Origin of the sequence: Flavobacterium rarum (SeqCode) (genome assembly GCF_965234445.1) — a bacterium.
Lineage (GTDB): Bacteria > Bacteroidota > Bacteroidia > Flavobacteriales > Flavobacteriaceae > Flavobacterium > Flavobacterium rarum.
In genome coordinates, this window is record NZ_OZ248507.1 from 107,159 (window position 1) to 122,499 (window position 15,341).

The window sequence follows — 15,341 nt, forward strand, 5'->3', positions numbered from 1 at the left end:
TGTACAATTCTTCTTGTGTGATAATGGCTAAAATGCAAATTTTCAACTCCTAGCCCCGGTTGAAGTGAAAATCCTTTTAAGCTGGGGTTCAGCTTAAAAGATTGCAACGGAAAACGGGACGATGTTGCCCAAAAAGCCAAATGTTTCTGCTTCAAAAATTAATAAAGGAACTTAGGTTGTAAAATAATTCGTCAATTCTAATAATAGGTATTGATAAAAACTGAAATTAATTATTATGAATAATTGTACGTCATTTACGATTCCTTTTTTACTTTTTCTGATTACTCAATTTTGTATCGCACAAGTAGATGTGGTTTACAAAGACTTAGTTTGGTCGGATGAGTTTAATACAAATGGAGCTGTTGATTCTAATAATTGGTTTCATCAAACGCAAATACCTGCAGGAGGGAGTTGGTACAATAATGAAGTGCAACATTATACCAATAGTTCGACGAACTCTTTTGTGAATTTGGGTTTCTTAAATATTGTTGCTAAGAAAGAAAGTTTTACGGACCAAGGAGTTACAAAACAATATACTTCGGCACGTTTAAATTCTAAGTTTGCTTTTAAATATGGTAGAATAGATATTAAAGCAAAAATACCAAAAGATGCTGGAACTTGGCCTGCGTTGTGGATGCTTGGGAAAAATATAAATGAAGATGGTGGCTTTTTTGATGGGCAATATGGAAATACTGCTTGGCCTGCTTGTGGCGAAATAGATATCTTGGAACACGGTATTACGCGTTCTCAACCCGATAATTACATTCAAAGTGCCTTGCATACGCCTTCGTCTTCAGGTAGTACAGTTAATATTGGTGGTGTGGTTGTTGGGAATAATATTGCCGACAATTACCATATTTATTCTATGAATTGGTCGCCAAATCAAATTTCATTTTTAGTGGATGACAAAGTTTTTTATACCTATAAGCCAACCAATAAAAATGCCAACAACTGGCCATTTGATAAGGAACAATATGTACTGTTGAATATTGCTATGGGTGGTGTTGCAGGAACAATTGGGTCCAACTTTACTCAAACAGCTATGGTAATTGACTATGTGAGAGTATATCAAAATACTACTGTGGATACTCAGGCTCCTGCAAATTTTACAGCAACTGTGGGGAAAATCACAGGTTCAACTGTAGAATTACTATTGAAAGGTACCGATGATTCTGGAAATGTTAATTATTCCGTTTCTTATGAAACTGGAACAGCTTCGGCAACTAGTGCAACTGGTGTTCAAAAATCTTTGATTGTATCCAATTTATCTCCTAATACAGATTATACGTTTTCTGTTTCGGCTAAAGATGCTACTGGAAACATCGCTCTCAATAATCCGATTATGATTAGTGCAAAAACAACAGTAAATACAGCTTCAGAATGTTCGGGTACGGCTACCGAAGCTTCTCAAGGTGCATTCTCGTTAGGATATAAATATGATTTTCAATCCACAGGAACGGATGTGAAAATTACTTTCGAACTTTTGGATACGGACAAAACTGGAGTTGTTGCTTATTTATGGAAACAATCCCCTTTCTCTGAGTTACAAATGGCGAATGTTTCTGGAAATACCTTCACTAAAACTATTACAGGACAAGTCGTAGGGTCAACAATCAATTATGCGGTTAAATTTGCTTATGCTGGCGGACTTTCTGTGACAAAATACTTTTCTTATGTAGTCGGTAATAGTTGCACATTGGGAGTTGAAACATCAAGCGAATTGAAACAGTGTTTTTATCCAAATCCTGTTGAAAACATATTGTATTTACAGTTATTTGACGACCAAAATAAAATTATTTTGACAGATATATTTGGAAAAAAGTTAGTCGAAGAGCTAGTTCCGTCAACTCACAATTTGGATATGAATGGTTTTAAACCAGGATTTTACTTTTTAAAAGTAAAAAACTCAAATGGAACTCAAAACATAAAAATCATAAAGAAATAAAATTGCAAGAATAAAATAATATTAACCCGTTGGGTGAAATTCAAGTAAAATAAAAATTTAACCACATAGAATCATAGATGGATGCTAAATAGGCAAAGAATAAATAGAAATAGCACTATTTCACACATAGAATAGCTATGTGAGTAGTAAAACGTCTATCTTTTTCTTTTAAAAACTATAAATTCTATGTTTCTATGTGGTCAAAAATAATTTCACCCAACGGGTAATATTAAATAAACTATACAGTTATGCAAACCAAAAAAAGTTCGGTTACTTTGATTGCTATTGTTGTAGCAATGGGCGGTTTTTTAATGGGTTTTGATGCCTCTGTTATTTCGGGAGTAATAAAATTTATAGAACCCGAATTTCAACTTTCAAAAATTGAATTGGGTTGGGCAGTAGCTTCATTGTCATTATCTGCTACCGTAGCGATGATGTTTGCGGGTCCTATAAGTGACAAATATGGTCGGATTATTGTTCTAAAATATTCGGCATTACTGTATGCATTTTCGGCTGTTTTATCAGCAATCGCACCTTCCTTTTTTATTTTGGTTTTTGCAAGAATGTTGGCTGGTATTGGAGTCGGTATTTCTTTGATTATTGCCCCAATGTACATTGCAGAAATTGCTCCTGCGGACAAACGCGGAAAAATGGTTTCCTTCAATCAGTTGAATATTGTAATTGGACTTTCGGTAGCATTTTTTACCAATTATCTTATTGTTTATTTAGCTGGGTCCAATTCAGGCTGGGTTGAAACTTTAAAAATTAGAGAATACAATTGGAGATGGATGTTGGGTATAGAATTTGTTCCTGCAATTTTATATTATTTCTTATTGTTTTTTGTTCCTCAAAGTCCTAGATGGCTTATAATGAAAGGAAAGTTTAACGAAGCTTTGGATATAATGAAAACGATTGGGGATGAAAAAGAAGCTGAAAAGTTAGTAACCGAAATTAAAGAAAGTATTGAATTAGATTCGACTCCAAAAGAAAAAATATCCATCAAAGAGTTGTTTGAACCTTCTATGAAATTGGTAATAACAATTGGAATTGGAATTGCTGTTCTACAACAAATTGTAGGTATAAATTGTATTTTCTTCTATGCCCCTATGATTTTTGAACAATCTGGTATAGGTACAGATGCTTCTTTTGTACAAGCAATTTTAGTAGGTGTTGTTAATGTAGTGTTTACAATCATTGCAATGGCTCTTATTGATAAATTAGGAAGAAAACCATTATTGATAATAGGAGTTAGTGGTATAGCATTGAGTATGTTTGTTTTGGTTTATAGTTTTAATGCAGCAACATACAAATTAACCGAGATTTCGATTGCTAAATTACCCAATGAAATTAATAAAGATCAATTGTTATTTTTGAATGATAAAACCTTTGATACAGATATTGAATTCAAAAGTGCAGTTAGAAATACAATTGGGAATGCAGTTGCCAATAAATATGAATCAGAACTTATAACAGCATCTATAAAAATGAATGCTACTTTAATTTTAATATGTATTTTAGGTTTCGTTGCTTCATTTGCCATATCTCTTGGGCCAGTTATGTGGGTATTGTTTTCGGAACTTTTTCCAAATAAAATTCGCGGTGTTGCTATTTCGTTTGTAGGCTTTGTCAATTCAACGGTGAGCTTCCTAATTCAACTGGTGTTTCCTTGGGAATTGTCTCGATTAGGTACTACTTTGACTTTTTTGTTATTTGGAGTGTTTGCTTTTTTAGGCCTTTTCTTAATTATAAAATTATTACCCGAAACAAAAGGAAAATCTTTGGAAGAGTTGGAAGGTGTTTTAGTTAAATAATTGATTGATTTTTTAAACAACAATGGAAGATGCCTCAAAATGCAATCTTTGATATTTTTAGGTTTTTTTATTTATCGAAATAATGGCCTTTCATTCTTTGAATTTCAATATCTCCGTTTTAAGTTATTTCATAGACTAGCCGATGTTCATCATTTATACTTCTTGCCCATGAACCGGATAATTTATGTTTTAATGCGTGAGGTTTTCCAATACCTTCATAAGGATGTTTCAAAATGTCTCCAATCAAGGCACTTATTTTCTTTTGGATTGGCTTATTACCAGTTTTAATCCAAAAGTCTCGATGCTCTTTTGCAAGTGGAAGAAAAATTACTTCCATAAATCCTCTAGTGCTATTTTAATACCTTTACCTTGTTTAGAATCTTCACGAGCTTGTAATATGCTATCTACAAATTCAACGTTATATGGTTTGTCTTCTTCGATGGTTTCGAATTTCACATTAAAAGCTTCTAAAAATTTTGACACCATTAAAAGTTCTTTTTTGTTTTTGGGTTTAACAGTTAGTGCAGTCATAATGAATTGTTTTTACAAATTTATTAAAATTACAGTCAGAATACTTTTTGAATTGTATTTATTTTCTAATAATTCAAAGTTCTGTTTTTGAAACCATTTTTTTTTTTCAAAGGCACAAAAGGTTCTTAGTTTCTTTTAATAGTTTTTTAAAATAAAAATAACATTTATCCTCTTTTTTCTTGCGTATTAAGATAAATATTTGTTAAATTTGACCACTTAATAACATGTTAAAAAACACAAAGCCTATACAGTAAAATTACTTTTAGAAGATTTCCCCAAACCTAATTAATCTAAAAGGAATTGTTATGGCTAATATACAAAAATCAGACGCTTTGTTGGTAAAGGATTATGTTTCCGGTGACGAAAGTGCATTGGCTACACTAATCAAAAGACACGAATCAAAAATTTATGGATTTATTTATTCCAAAATTGCAGATAGAGATGTCTCAAATGATATCTTTCAGGATACATTTATAAAAGTTATAAAAACTTTAAAAACCAGTTCGTACAATGAAGAAGGTAAATTCTTACCTTGGGTCATGCGGATTGCCCATAATCTAATAATCGACCATTTTCGAAAATCAAAAAAAATGCCTCTTTACAGAGAAACAGAGGAATTTTCTATTTTTTCTATAATGTCTGATGATTCTCTTTCTATTGAAAACAAAATTATAGCAGATCAAGTAGAAATTGACATCAGAAAACTTATCGAAGAATTGCCTGCAGATCAAAAAGAAGTTTTGGTAATGCGTATGTATCAAGATATGAGTTTTAAAGAAATTTCCGAATTGACTGGGGTAAGCATCAATACAGCATTAGGAAGAATGAGATACGCACTCATGAATATGCGAAAAATTATTGATAAACATCAAATTGTTTTAACAAATTGACAATAAATAGTAAAGTCTTCCGTTGTATTATAAAACAATCATTTTATAAATTATATGGAAAAGAATTACTCTAAAGCATTAAAAATTACTAAAAGAATGAAACCTAATAAAGAAGTGGTCTCTTTTTTGTTAAACTACTCTAAAGCATTAAAAATAATGAAAACAGAGGAAATGGTTTTTGAATTAATAGTAAATTAAATTCTCTTTCTTGTTTTATAGAAAGAATTTCAAGTTTAGAAATGCTTGGCTTGAACGAAAAATTTCACTAATTTTCTAGAAAGATTAGTGGAATTTTTTGTTTATCCTAGTTCCCTTTTTTTGTGTATGTGTCTAAAACTGATTTTCTCCCAATAGTTCTGGTTATAATGTCCTTTTCCAAATTCCAACCTCTTGCAGGTGAATATTCCCGTCCGTACCAAATAATTTGTAGGTGTAAATCATTCCAAATTTCTTCTGGAAAAATCCTTTTGGCATCTTTTTCGGTCTGCACTACATTTTTGCCATTGGTCAAATTCCATCGGTACATCAATCTATGAATGTGAGTGTCAACTGGAAATGCAGGAACTCCAAAAGCTTGTGACATGACCACACTAGCCGTTTTATGTCCCACAGCGGGCAATTCTTCTAAGAATTCAAAACTCTGAGGTACTTCTCCATTGTGTTTGTCAATCAATATATGCGAAAGCCCGTGAATTCCCTTCGATTTCATCGGCGACAATCCGCAGGGGCGAATAATATCCCGAATTTCTTCTACCGACATTTTTATCATATCATAAGGATTGTCAGCCTTGGCAAAAAGCAAAGGCGTGATCTGATTCACACGCACATCTGTACATTGTGCCGAAAGCAAAACCGCAATCAATAATGTATAAGGATCTTTATGATCCAACGGAATAGGTATAGTTGGATATAATTCTTTTAACGTATTTATAACAAAAGTTACACGTTCCTGTTTATTCATTTTTTTTAAGTTACTGAGTTACTAAGAATCTAAGTTTCTAAGACTTTTTTTGAATGTAAAAATAGTATTATTTAGTTTTTGAATTGAATTTGAATGTCATTTTTTACAAAACTTAGTATCTTAGCATCTTAGAAACTTAGCAACTCAAAACATGACCACATTAAAAAAAGGAGATCAAGCGCCTAGCTTTTCCAGTCTTGATCAAGATGGTAAATCACATCAACTCGCCGATTATACAGGTAAAAAATTAGTTGTTTTCTTTTATCCTAAAGCATCCACATCTGGTTGTACCACTGAAGCCTGTGATTTAAGAGATAATTTTGAACGCTTTCAAGCCAATAATTACGCATTATTGGGAGTAAGTGCCGATAGTGCAAAAGCACAAGCCAAATTCAAAGACAAATATGAATTGCCTTTTCCTTTATTAGCAGACGAAGATAAAACGGTAATCAATGCTTTTGGAGTTTGGGGTCCCAAAAAATTTATGGGAAAAGAGTATGATGGGATTCATAGAACCACCTTTGTAATAGACGAAAACGGGATTATAGATGAGGTAATTTCGGAGGTGAAAACCAAAGCACATGCTGATCAAATATTAAAGTAAAAGCGTATGCGCTGTTTTAAACAAAAAACCAAGAAAAACAAAATTGTCTTTCTTGGTTTATTTATAAAAATAGTGCTTTTGTGATTATTTATTTGTTTCCAAAAGAATATTAGGTTGATATCCAAAGAGGTGCTTTTCTTTAATGATTTCAGGAACACCGGGAGGTAACATTGGTTCCCAGCCTGGTTTTCCATTAACAATCATTTTTAATACTTCACGTGAGAAAACTTGAAGAATTTCGGGGTCGTAATCTTCTATATCAACTACTTTTCCATTGAATTTAAAGAATTTGTATAATTCTTTCATTCTTGGATGTACTTTTAGATTGGCAGAAGTTATAACTTCACCATCTTCACCAAGCATTGGATATAAAAATACTTTCATATCACGATAGAATAATTTTCCAAAAGCTTCAAGTATTCCTCCACTTAAGTGGCGATAGTATTTCTCATCAAAGATATCAACTAGGTTGTTTACACCCATTGCAAGACCCATTCTTGCTTTGGTATAATTAGAGAAGTATTCGACAACTTTGTAATATTCTTGAAAATTGGAAATCATTACTGTTTGTCCAAGGGAACAAAGCAATTCGGCACGATCCATGAAATCTCTTTCATCAATTTCACCATCCGAACGAAGATTGGAAAGCGTAATTTCAAAAATCACTAAGGTGTTTTCTTTTTCTACTTTATTTTCTTCAAGGAACATTTTTAATGATTCCTTGTACATATCCATATTTACCTTGGTAACAGGACGGAAACTTCCTCTAAAAGCGAGTATGTTTTTTTTGTATAAAATAGCAGCTGGTAAAATGTTTTTGCCATCAGGGTTAAACATTACCGCATCTGTCATGCCGTTTTTTACCAATTGCAAACTCATCAAACGATTGTCAACTTCTGCAAATCGTGGGCCTGAGAAATTGATGGTGTCAATCTCAAGTTGGTCTTTGTCTAAGTGATCGTATAAATAACGTAGTAATTTTTTTGGATCATTGTATTTATAAAAAGCACCGTAAATCAAGTTTACACCCAATACACCTAATGTTTCTTGCTGTAATCTTGAATCCGTTTCCTTAAAGCGAATGTGAATTATGATTTCATTATACCCTTCGTTTGGGTCCAATTGATATCGAATTCCAACCCATCCATGTCCTTTGAACTGTTTGGCAAAATCAATTGTAGCTACTGTATTGGCATAACTAAAAAACATTTTGTTCGGATGCTTTGTTCTGCTCAATCGTTCTTCAATAAGTTCGCCTTCAAAAGTAAGCATCTTTTTGAGACGGCTTTCTGTTACATAACGACCATCTTCTTCAATTCCATAAACGGCATCACTAAAATCTTTGTCATAAGCTGACATCGCTTTTGCAATTGTTCCAGATGAACCACCTGATCTAAAAAAATGCCTAACAGTTTCTTGACCAGCTCCTATTTCAGCAAAAGTACCGTAAATGTTTTCATTTAAATTGATACGAAGTGCTTTGTCCTTGATTGAAGGAATTTGCTCAATTACTTTGTCTCCTTTTAATTTTATCTTTATGTCTTCCATTTTTTTCTTTAAATAGGGCGATTATGTTACAAAGTTAACTAATTAGGCTTCTAATGAAAGAGAAATTAATCCTATTTTTGTAAAAAAAACAAACACAATTGAAGGTATATTTTTTAGGTACAGGTACGTCTCAAGGAATTCCAATTATCGGTAGTGATCATGAAGTTTGTAAAAGTACTGATACTAAGGATAAAAGACTTCGGGTTTCGGTGTGGATTTCTTGGGAGAGCTACTCTTACGTTATCGATTGCGGACCTGATTTTAGACAACAAATGTTAATGTCCAATTGCAAAAAAGTAGATGGTATACTTTTTACGCACGAACATGCAGATCACACTGCAGGTTTGGATGATATTCGTCCTTTTAATTTTAGACAAGGAGAAATTCCGATATTTGCTCATTCTAGAGTAATTGAAAACATTAAAAAACGGTTTGATTATATTTTTGAAACTGTAAATAAGTATCCCGGAGCTCCTTCGGTGAAAATTATAGAAATTCAGAATAATTCTTCTTTTCAAATTGGAAATAAATTGGCTATTCCTATAAATGTAATGCACGGAGATCTTCAAGTATTTGGTTTTAGAATTGATGATTTTGCCTATTTAACGGATGTAAAAACCATTGAAAAAGCAGAAATAGCAAAGCTTAAAAATCTAAAGGTATTGGTGGTTAATGCTTTGAGAGAAGAACCTCATAATACCCATTTTAATTTGCAAGAAGCTTTAGATTTTATAGCTTTGTTGAAACCAGAAAAAGCATATCTTACACACATCAGTCATATGTTGGGCTTTCATGAAGTAGTTCAAAATAAACTTCCGGAGAATGTTTTCTTGGCCTTTGATAATTTAGAAATTAAACTTTAATACCAATATTTAATGAAAAAATCCCTCTTTCTTTATGCTTTAATCTTGTCTGTTGTTTTTAATATTTATACTTATATGTTTTTAAGTAAAGAAGTTAATTATGAACAAGAAAAATATAAAAAAACAACATTAAAATTAAAAGACAGTATAAAATCAATCAGCAATAAATGGGCGGATGACAATTATTTTTCTTTGGAAAAAAATGAAAATGCTCAAAATTATTTTGAATCGGCTAAGTCAGATAAAATACGCAATAGTGTTACTCTTATTCCGTATGTTACCGCTCAATTATTAGATCTGAATACAAATCCAAAAGGTAATCCTTATACGGGTCAAGAGCAATTGGGTGCTACTAAATTCAGTATCAACAAAGTTAAAGTCCTAAACCACCGTTGGATTATTGCCGATTATAGCGATGGAGAATATTGGGGAGAGGTATTGTTGAAATACTTTATCAATGAAGATGAAAGTGTTTCTTTTGAAGTAAATCAGACTTTTTTATACCAGAAGTAAAGATGTCAGTTTTCAGTCGCAGTTTTCAGTCTCAGCAGTGACTGAAAACTGCGACTGAAAACTGAAAACTATTTTCCAATAAGCCAATTTTTTAAATCATAGAAATTTTGTGGTGCAACTCCGTGACCCACTGGGTATTCTTTGTAAGTAATGTTGATTCCTAATTTTTCTAAAACTGGAGCTGTTTTTCTAGCCCATTCTACCGGGATCACTTGATCTACCGTTCCGTGAGAAGCAAATATATTTAGTTTATTCAAATTATTTTTTAGGTAATCATCTGCTACGATTTCTAGATTCAGATAACCACTCATAGCTATTACTTTATTGATTTTTTCTGGATAAGAAAGTGCAACTGCATAGCTTAAAATTGATCCTTGACTAAAACCAAAAAGGGTTACATCATTAGAGTCAATAGGATATTTACGTATCATTTCATCTATAAAATCTGAAATTTTATCTCTAGAAATTCTTGCTTGATCATTGTCTGAAAATTTGTTTTGGTCGGCATCAAAATTAATTGCGTACCATGCGTAACTTCCGTATTGCAAGTCATAAGGAGCTCTTGCAGAGATCACATAATATTCATCGGGTAGTTCTGGTGCAAACGAAAATAAATCGGCTTCATTGCTTCCGTAACCATGAAGCATAAGTATAAGCGGATTTTTGTCTAAAATTATTTTGGGTTCTCTTATTTTATATTCTAAGGATAGATTCATTTTTTTGATTTTTGATTTTAGAATTCAGATTTTAGAATTCTTGGACTTGGAATTTGGAATTTGAGTTTTGGAATCGAGTGATAGCGAACTGGCGCAGCAATTTTCTTTAAGAAATGTTTTTTAGCCATTTTTGAAAGTATGCTCCAAGTAATGGAATGGGTTTGGATTCTCCCTTTATTGCGCTGAATATTCCGTAAGACCATAATACCGAAACAAATATCCACATTGGAGCAGAAATCATTAAACTATCAAAATTGCTGATAATCAAACCTAATGATATAAAAGTTAGTGTTATTCCTAATCCTTGACGAATGTGAAAAGAAGCAAATTCATTTTTGTCTTCGGAGTTCATAGACATAGCGATAAATACTCCAATGCCTAGAATATAACTGGTAATAGCAGCTGTTTTTCCAGCTTCGATAGTGTTGTTCATTATTTTTGTCCTAAAATTAATTTTCCTTGATTCAAAATCCCATATACATTTCCTTTTAATTCAATTCCCAGAAAGGCTGAGTTTTTTGATTTTGAAAGGATATTTTCTTTGGTAAAAACACTACTTCCTTCAGGGTTAAATAAGGTGAAATTTGCTTTTGAGTCTTCGCTAATACTATCTTCTTCAATGCCGAAAGTTACTTTTCCTTGCGTAAGTTTATTGATAATAGATTCTAGCGGAAGGACTGTCATCAATGCTCCAAAAGCACTTTCTAAACCAATTGTTCCGTTTTTGGCCATGTCAAACTCCATTTTTTTGTGTTCGATATCAATTGGATTGTGGTCAGAAGTTATCATATCAATGGTGTTGTCTAGAACGCCTTTGAGTAATGCTTGCCTGTCGTTTTCTGTTCGTAATGGAGGAGTGACTTTATATCGAGTGTCAAATTCTTCTAATTTTTCATCGGTTAAAACCAAATGGTGAACCGTGACACTACAGCTAACATTTAATCCTTTTGCCTTAGCTTCTTTGATTAATTGAACTGATTTTGCTGTTGAGATTGTTGGTATGTGTAATTTTCCTCCTGTGTATTCCAACAAAAACAAGTTTCGTGCAATTTGTATTTCTTCGGCTAGATCTGGAATGCCTTTTAGGCCCAAACGAGTCGAAACAATTCCTTCATTGGCTACACCATTTCCTTTTATTTTGTCATCTTGGGCATAAGCAATAATTAATCCATCAAAATCTTGAACGTACTGCAGTGCTATTTTTAGTAGATTGGCGTTTTCTGTACTTTTTGTGTAGTCACCAAAAGCAATTGCTCCAGCGTTTTTCATATCGAATAATTCAGCCATATCATTTCCTTGACTTTCTTTTGTCAAAGCTCCAATTGGAAAAAGCTGAGTTGCAAACCCATTTGCCTTGTTTTTTACAAAATTCACTTGGGATTGATTGTCAATAATAGGGAAGGAGTTGGGCTGTAATGCAATGGCGGTAAAACCACTTTTGGAAGCAACATCAAGTCCGTTTGCAATGGTTTCACGGTCTTCAAAACCAGGTTCTCCCAAAGAAACGCTACTGTCAAACCATCCTTGTGAAAGATGTAAATTTTCTAGGGTAAGTTCTTCGATATTTTCTGAATTTGGAATTTTGGTTCCGATTTTTTTTATAAAACCATCTATAACTAAAACATCTACAGTCTGGTTGTGAAATGGACTATTTGAATCGATTATTTTTGCGCCTCGGATGATTATTTTCATGTGTATTGTTGTTTTCTTTTTATAAAACGAATGTTATTTCACAAATTTGATTATTGCCATTTCTAGTACTAAAAATAACAGTGCAAAGATAATAAACCATTTCCAAATTTGATTGTCACTTCTACTGGTTTGTAAGGTGTCAAATATAGTTGAAATCGAATCGCTTGTTTTGTAATTTGATACTAAACTTTCGTTTGTGAGATCGAGATTACTTTCGGTTCTTGGGTAATTAAAACTGATATTTTCAACAAGTGTTTTTTGATTGTAAATGGAATAATTCCCTGCTTTTTCTGGGTAATCATTAAAGAATATTTGGACTTTATTATTCAATATTTGCTGTACTGGAATAAATTGTTCTTCGGGATTTTTTATAGTTAAAATGTTGTCTTTGGAAAGTAAAACATCCACCAAATAGGGTGAATTGTCTCCAATGGTGTTTGCGTTAATTCCATTATTTTGTTTGCTTAAAGCCATTTTATAAAATACAGGAACAATCAATGGCGATTGCTGAAAATTGGAATTCAAAGTATTTAATGGTGCTGAAAACAGGAACACAGACGAAACTTTGTTTTTTAAAGCAATTAAAAATGGGGATTGATCTTCATAAGACAAAACGGTTGGGCTTGCACTCGAGACTGCAAACTCTTTTTTTGTTTTTGGATATTGAAAATTAGCTACTTTATTTTCGAAAACACCAGCAAACAAAGGATGATTAAAGTTGATTTTGGTAATCTGTTTTTCTTCAGATTCTAATGATTTGAATTCTGTATTCCCAAAAGTATTCAAAAAGGTATTGATGTTTGGTAATACTGCAGTTTCAGACGGGATTACAATTAAATTACCTCCTTTATATACAAACGATTTCAATGTGGTTTGCAAAGCTTGTGGAATTTCATTGATTTCATTCAATACAATGGCATCTTGCTTGTCAATGCTGTTATAATCCAAGGAACTTAAAGAATAATTTTGATAATTGAATTCATCATTGGTATATATTCGAGCCAAGAAATTACTCTTGTCCATTTCTCCAATACTGATAACGTTGATTTTTTTGATTTTTGAAATGCTAAAAAATAGTTTATTATCATACCCCAAATCATTGTCTTCTATGGAAACAAATCCATGAAAAGGGTGTTTTGGAATGGTAAAATTGATGGTTTCTTTTTTGTTTTTGAAGTTGACAATTGTTTTGGCAATCAATTTGTTTTGATTGTACAAAGCCATAGAAACAGGTTTTAAGTCTTCGCCATAGTTGGTAGAAATGATACTTAATTCGTAGAAATCATCAAGTGTTTGTTTAATAAAAACACTGTCGATTGATACGTTATTTTTTTGTTCCGCTTTTGGAATAATAAAATACGGAATGTTATCTGTACCTATGTTTTTTAATTGGTTTTGCGTTAAACCAACCCCATCGGTGATTATTACAATGTCTTTTTTGAAAGCAGATTTATGTGCTTTGACTTTGGCTATAATATTGTCTAATTGAAAAGGAGTCGCACTGTATTTTAGGTTTTGCAATTCAGCACGAATGGTTTTTATATCCGTATTCCAGTAATTGTCTGTATTGGTAAGCAATGAAAAGTTTACCTTTTCTGGAGTTTCTTCGAGTAGCTCTTGTACGGCACGTTTTAACAACTCTCCTTTTTTTCCTTTGGCTTGCATACTAAAAGAATTGTCCAAAATAATGTACATTTCGTTATGAGCATTTTTGCTGTCTTTGGATTCGAAAAAAGGCTGTGCAAATGCCAGAATAATAAAAGTCAGCAAAAGTAGTCTAGTTGCAAGAAGTAGCCATTTCTTTATTTTGGAACTTTTTCGGGTTTGTATCGAAAGCGCTTTTAGGAAACGGACATTGGTGAAATATTCTTTTTTGAATCTTCTTAATTGAAATAAATGCACCAAAATTGGAACAATCAACAAAAATAAAAAGTATAGAATTTCGGGTTGTTTAAAGTGCATTCTAAAGTTTGATTTGCTTGTAAGGGTCTGTTAAAAAATAACTAATACATTTTGTCTTGTTCTTTTGCTCTTTTTCTGCGTTAAAAATTCTTTTAAAAGCGCTACTATTAAAATAATTTTTGCCTTGAAAAACAACAAAATTACTTCGTCAATTCTGTACCATTTATTTCTTAACAGACCCTAAGGATATAATTCAATGGAATTCATTGTTTTTTGTGCTTCAAAAATACAAATTTGTCGACAGTTTCTTATGATGTTGTGATTATTTTTCAAATTAGACAGCAAATTGGTTAATTCTGAAATCGCTTTTAACAACAATAAATTAAAATGCGAGCCGAGTATTAGCGAACTGGCGAAGCATACGATATAGGACAGTTTGCAAATAAAATACACATATATGGAAGAAAATAAGTATTTTAGCTTAAAAAAGAATACCACAACAGATAAATCATTTTTTTTAAGGAGCAAATATGATTAAAGCTCCTTCTCTATTTATAAGTAAATGTAAAATGACAAAAGAAACTGCATTGCAATTATTTGAACAAAAGCAAGTTCGTTCTTTGTGGAATGAAGAAGAAGAAGAAAAATGGTATTTTTCTATTGTGGATGTTATTGGTATATTATCAGATTCCGTTAACCCAACTGATTATTTAAAAAAAATCAGAAAAAGAGATGTCGAGCTAGGAAGCTACATAGGGACAAATTGTCCCCAGGTAAGTATGTTGACCAATGGGGGGTGACGAAGAACATTAGCTGGTGGTTCCAAAGATATTTTTAGAATTATTCAATTCAATTTTAAATTATATTATGAGCAATATAAAATTATTTGAAGATAAAAAAGTCCGTTCTCATTGGAATGATAATGAGGAGCAATGGTATTTTTCGGTAATAGATGTTATACAGGTTTTGACCGAAAGTTTAGACCCAAAAGACTATTGGTATAGAATGAAAAAACGGGAAAAACTTTCCGGAATTGAGTTATCGACAATTTGTCGACAACTGCAGATGGAAGCTGCAGATGGTAAAAAATATGCTACAGATTGTTCAAATACTCAAGGACTTTTGAGAATCATTCAATCAGTTCCATCTCCAAAAGCAGAACCCTTTAAACTTTGGTTGGCTCAAGTAGGAAGCGAACGGCTTGATGAAATGCAAGACCCAGAAATAGGTATTGATAGAGCGTTACAACATTACTTGCTATTGGGTTATTCTGAAAGTTGGATTAATCAGCGTTTAAAAAGCAACATCAATATCAATGGCAATTTTAATAACAATTTCAATTACAAATCAATTTCAATATAAATA

Annotated in this window: 17 protein-coding genes; 9 read left to right on the forward strand and 8 right to left on the reverse strand. The window is 32.3% G+C overall.

Annotated features, from left to right (window positions below; all coding sequences use genetic code 11):
* The first annotated feature begins 235 nt into the window (after positions 1–235).
* Positions 236–1,945 (forward strand): family 16 glycosylhydrolase, encoded by a 1,710-nt coding sequence (locus tag AC8GF4_RS18095; RefSeq protein ID WP_506596775.1) that lies wholly within the window; start codon positions 236–238, stop codon positions 1,943–1,945.
* Positions 1,946–2,193: 248 nt separating this feature from the next.
* Positions 2,194–3,756 (forward strand): sugar porter family MFS transporter, encoded by a 1,563-nt coding sequence (locus tag AC8GF4_RS18100; protein WP_506596776.1) that lies wholly within the window; start codon positions 2,194–2,196, stop codon positions 3,754–3,756.
* 118 nt (positions 3,757–3,874) lie between these two features.
* Here AC8GF4_RS18100 and AC8GF4_RS18105 read toward each other — a convergent pair whose 3' ends face one another.
* Entirely contained in the window at positions 3,875–4,093 is a 219-nt protein-coding gene (locus tag AC8GF4_RS18105) for a Txe/YoeB family addiction module toxin (RefSeq protein ID WP_506596778.1), read from the reverse strand.
* On the reverse strand, positions 4,084–4,287 hold the full coding sequence (locus AC8GF4_RS18110; protein ID WP_506596780.1) for a DUF2683 family protein: 204 nt from the start codon (positions 4,285–4,287) through the stop codon (positions 4,084–4,086). The genes AC8GF4_RS18105 and AC8GF4_RS18110 overlap by 10 nt, the downstream gene beginning before the upstream one ends.
* A gap of 305 nt (positions 4,288–4,592) precedes the next feature.
* Here AC8GF4_RS18110 and AC8GF4_RS18115 point away from each other — a divergent pair, with 305 nt between their 5' ends.
* Together AC8GF4_RS18115 and AC8GF4_RS18120 are read left to right on the forward strand one after the other, a co-directional pair.
* Positions 4,593–5,177, forward strand: a complete 585-nt coding sequence (locus AC8GF4_RS18115; RefSeq protein ID WP_506596781.1) for an RNA polymerase sigma factor — start codon at positions 4,593–4,595, stop codon at positions 5,175–5,177.
* A gap of 54 nt (positions 5,178–5,231) precedes the next feature.
* The gene (locus AC8GF4_RS18120; protein WP_506596782.1) at positions 5,232–5,375 is read left to right on the forward strand and encodes a hypothetical protein; all 144 of its coding nucleotides are present in this window, start codon (positions 5,232–5,234) and stop codon (positions 5,373–5,375) included.
* A 106-nt stretch (positions 5,376–5,481) separates the two neighbouring features.
* On the opposite strand, the gene AC8GF4_RS18125 is transcribed toward AC8GF4_RS18120, so the two are convergent.
* Positions 5,482–6,138 carry an endonuclease III domain-containing protein gene (locus tag AC8GF4_RS18125; RefSeq protein WP_506596784.1) on the reverse strand — a complete coding sequence of 219 codons (657 nt, stop codon included), beginning with the start codon at positions 6,136–6,138 and terminating at the stop codon, positions 5,482–5,484.
* A 151-nt stretch (positions 6,139–6,289) separates the two neighbouring features.
* Between AC8GF4_RS18125 and bcp the strand changes: the two genes are divergently transcribed.
* Positions 6,290–6,742, forward strand: coding sequence for a thioredoxin-dependent thiol peroxidase (gene bcp / locus AC8GF4_RS18130; RefSeq protein ID WP_506596785.1), 453 nt, complete (start codon positions 6,290–6,292; stop codon positions 6,740–6,742).
* Positions 6,743–6,826: 84 nt separating this feature from the next.
* Here the strand turns inward: bcp and AC8GF4_RS18135 are convergent, their stop codons facing one another.
* Positions 6,827–8,290 (reverse strand): TonB-dependent receptor, encoded by a 1,464-nt coding sequence (locus AC8GF4_RS18135; RefSeq protein ID WP_506596787.1) that lies wholly within the window; start codon positions 8,288–8,290, stop codon positions 6,827–6,829.
* 98 nt (positions 8,291–8,388) lie between these two features.
* Between AC8GF4_RS18135 and AC8GF4_RS18140 the strand changes: the two genes are divergently transcribed.
* Both AC8GF4_RS18140 and AC8GF4_RS18145 read left to right on the forward strand, forming a co-directional pair.
* Positions 8,389–9,153 (forward strand): MBL fold metallo-hydrolase, encoded by a 765-nt coding sequence (locus tag AC8GF4_RS18140; protein ID WP_506596788.1) that lies wholly within the window; start codon positions 8,389–8,391, stop codon positions 9,151–9,153.
* A 12-nt stretch (positions 9,154–9,165) separates the two neighbouring features.
* Positions 9,166–9,666 (forward strand): hypothetical protein, encoded by a 501-nt coding sequence (locus tag AC8GF4_RS18145; protein ID WP_506596789.1) that lies wholly within the window; start codon positions 9,166–9,168, stop codon positions 9,664–9,666.
* Positions 9,667–9,734: 68 nt separating this feature from the next.
* Here AC8GF4_RS18145 and AC8GF4_RS18150 read toward each other — a convergent pair whose 3' ends face one another.
* The 4 genes from AC8GF4_RS18150 to AC8GF4_RS18165 form a co-directional block, all read right to left on the reverse strand.
* A complete protein-coding gene (locus tag AC8GF4_RS18150; RefSeq protein WP_506596790.1) occupies positions 9,735–10,382 on the reverse strand; it encodes an alpha/beta hydrolase in 648 nt (215 codons plus the stop codon).
* A gap of 106 nt (positions 10,383–10,488) precedes the next feature.
* On the reverse strand, positions 10,489–10,815 hold the full coding sequence (locus tag AC8GF4_RS18155) for a hypothetical protein (RefSeq protein WP_506596792.1): 327 nt from the start codon (positions 10,813–10,815) through the stop codon (positions 10,489–10,491).
* Positions 10,815–12,074: a dihydroorotase gene (locus AC8GF4_RS18160; RefSeq protein WP_506596793.1), complete on the reverse strand. Its 1,260-nt coding sequence runs from the start codon at positions 12,072–12,074 to the stop codon at positions 10,815–10,817. Before AC8GF4_RS18160 ends, AC8GF4_RS18155 begins: the two co-directional genes overlap by 1 nt.
* A 33-nt stretch (positions 12,075–12,107) precedes the next feature.
* Positions 12,108–14,036, reverse strand: coding sequence for a BatA domain-containing protein (locus tag AC8GF4_RS18165; RefSeq protein ID WP_506596795.1), 1,929 nt, complete (start codon positions 14,034–14,036; stop codon positions 12,108–12,110).
* A gap of 509 nt (positions 14,037–14,545) precedes the next feature.
* On the opposite strand from AC8GF4_RS18165, the gene AC8GF4_RS18170 reads away from it, so the two are divergent.
* The gene (locus tag AC8GF4_RS18170; protein ID WP_506596797.1) at positions 14,546–14,776 is read left to right on the forward strand and encodes a BRO-N domain-containing protein; all 231 of its coding nucleotides are present in this window, start codon (positions 14,546–14,548) and stop codon (positions 14,774–14,776) included.
* Between the two features lie 67 nt (positions 14,777–14,843).
* Positions 14,844–15,338: a BRO-N domain-containing protein gene (locus tag AC8GF4_RS18175; RefSeq protein ID WP_506596799.1), complete on the forward strand. Its 495-nt coding sequence runs from the start codon at positions 14,844–14,846 to the stop codon at positions 15,336–15,338.
* Positions 15,339–15,341 lie beyond the last annotated feature (3 nt).

Excerpts from the sequence above, each read along its gene's own strand:
- AC8GF4_RS18160 (WP_506596793.1), bottom strand. The coding sequence starts at position 12,074 with ATGAAAATAATCATCCGAGGCGCAAAAATAATCGATTCAAATAGTCCA.
- AC8GF4_RS18145 (WP_506596789.1), top strand. The coding sequence starts at position 9,166 with ATGAAAAAATCCCTCTTTCTTTATGCTTTAATCTTGTCTGTTGTTTTT.
- AC8GF4_RS18150 (WP_506596790.1), bottom strand. The coding sequence starts at position 10,382 with ATGAATCTATCCTTAGAATATAAAATAAGAGAACCCAAAATAATTTTA.
- AC8GF4_RS18110 (WP_506596780.1), bottom strand. The coding sequence starts at position 4,287 with ATGACTGCACTAACTGTTAAACCCAAAAACAAAAAAGAACTTTTAATG.
- AC8GF4_RS18120 (WP_506596782.1), top strand. The coding sequence starts at position 5,232 with ATGGAAAAGAATTACTCTAAAGCATTAAAAATTACTAAAAGAATGAAA.
- AC8GF4_RS18155 (WP_506596792.1), bottom strand. The coding sequence starts at position 10,815 with ATGAACAACACTATCGAAGCTGGAAAAACAGCTGCTATTACCAGTTAT.
- AC8GF4_RS18170 (WP_506596797.1), top strand. The coding sequence starts at position 14,546 with ATGACAAAAGAAACTGCATTGCAATTATTTGAACAAAAGCAAGTTCGT.
- AC8GF4_RS18105 (WP_506596778.1), bottom strand. The coding sequence starts at position 4,093 with ATGGAAGTAATTTTTCTTCCACTTGCAAAAGAGCATCGAGACTTTTGG.
- AC8GF4_RS18165 (WP_506596795.1), bottom strand. The coding sequence starts at position 14,036 with ATGCACTTTAAACAACCCGAAATTCTATACTTTTTATTTTTGTTGATT.
- bcp (WP_506596785.1), top strand. The coding sequence starts at position 6,290 with ATGACCACATTAAAAAAAGGAGATCAAGCGCCTAGCTTTTCCAGTCTT.
- AC8GF4_RS18135 (WP_506596787.1), bottom strand. The coding sequence starts at position 8,290 with ATGGAAGACATAAAGATAAAATTAAAAGGAGACAAAGTAATTGAGCAA.
- AC8GF4_RS18095 (WP_506596775.1), top strand. The coding sequence starts at position 236 with ATGAATAATTGTACGTCATTTACGATTCCTTTTTTACTTTTTCTGATT.
- AC8GF4_RS18100 (WP_506596776.1), top strand. The coding sequence starts at position 2,194 with ATGCAAACCAAAAAAAGTTCGGTTACTTTGATTGCTATTGTTGTAGCA.
- AC8GF4_RS18175 (WP_506596799.1), top strand. The coding sequence starts at position 14,844 with ATGAGCAATATAAAATTATTTGAAGATAAAAAAGTCCGTTCTCATTGG.
- AC8GF4_RS18115 (WP_506596781.1), top strand. The coding sequence starts at position 4,593 with ATGGCTAATATACAAAAATCAGACGCTTTGTTGGTAAAGGATTATGTT.
- AC8GF4_RS18125 (WP_506596784.1), bottom strand. The coding sequence starts at position 6,138 with ATGAATAAACAGGAACGTGTAACTTTTGTTATAAATACGTTAAAAGAA.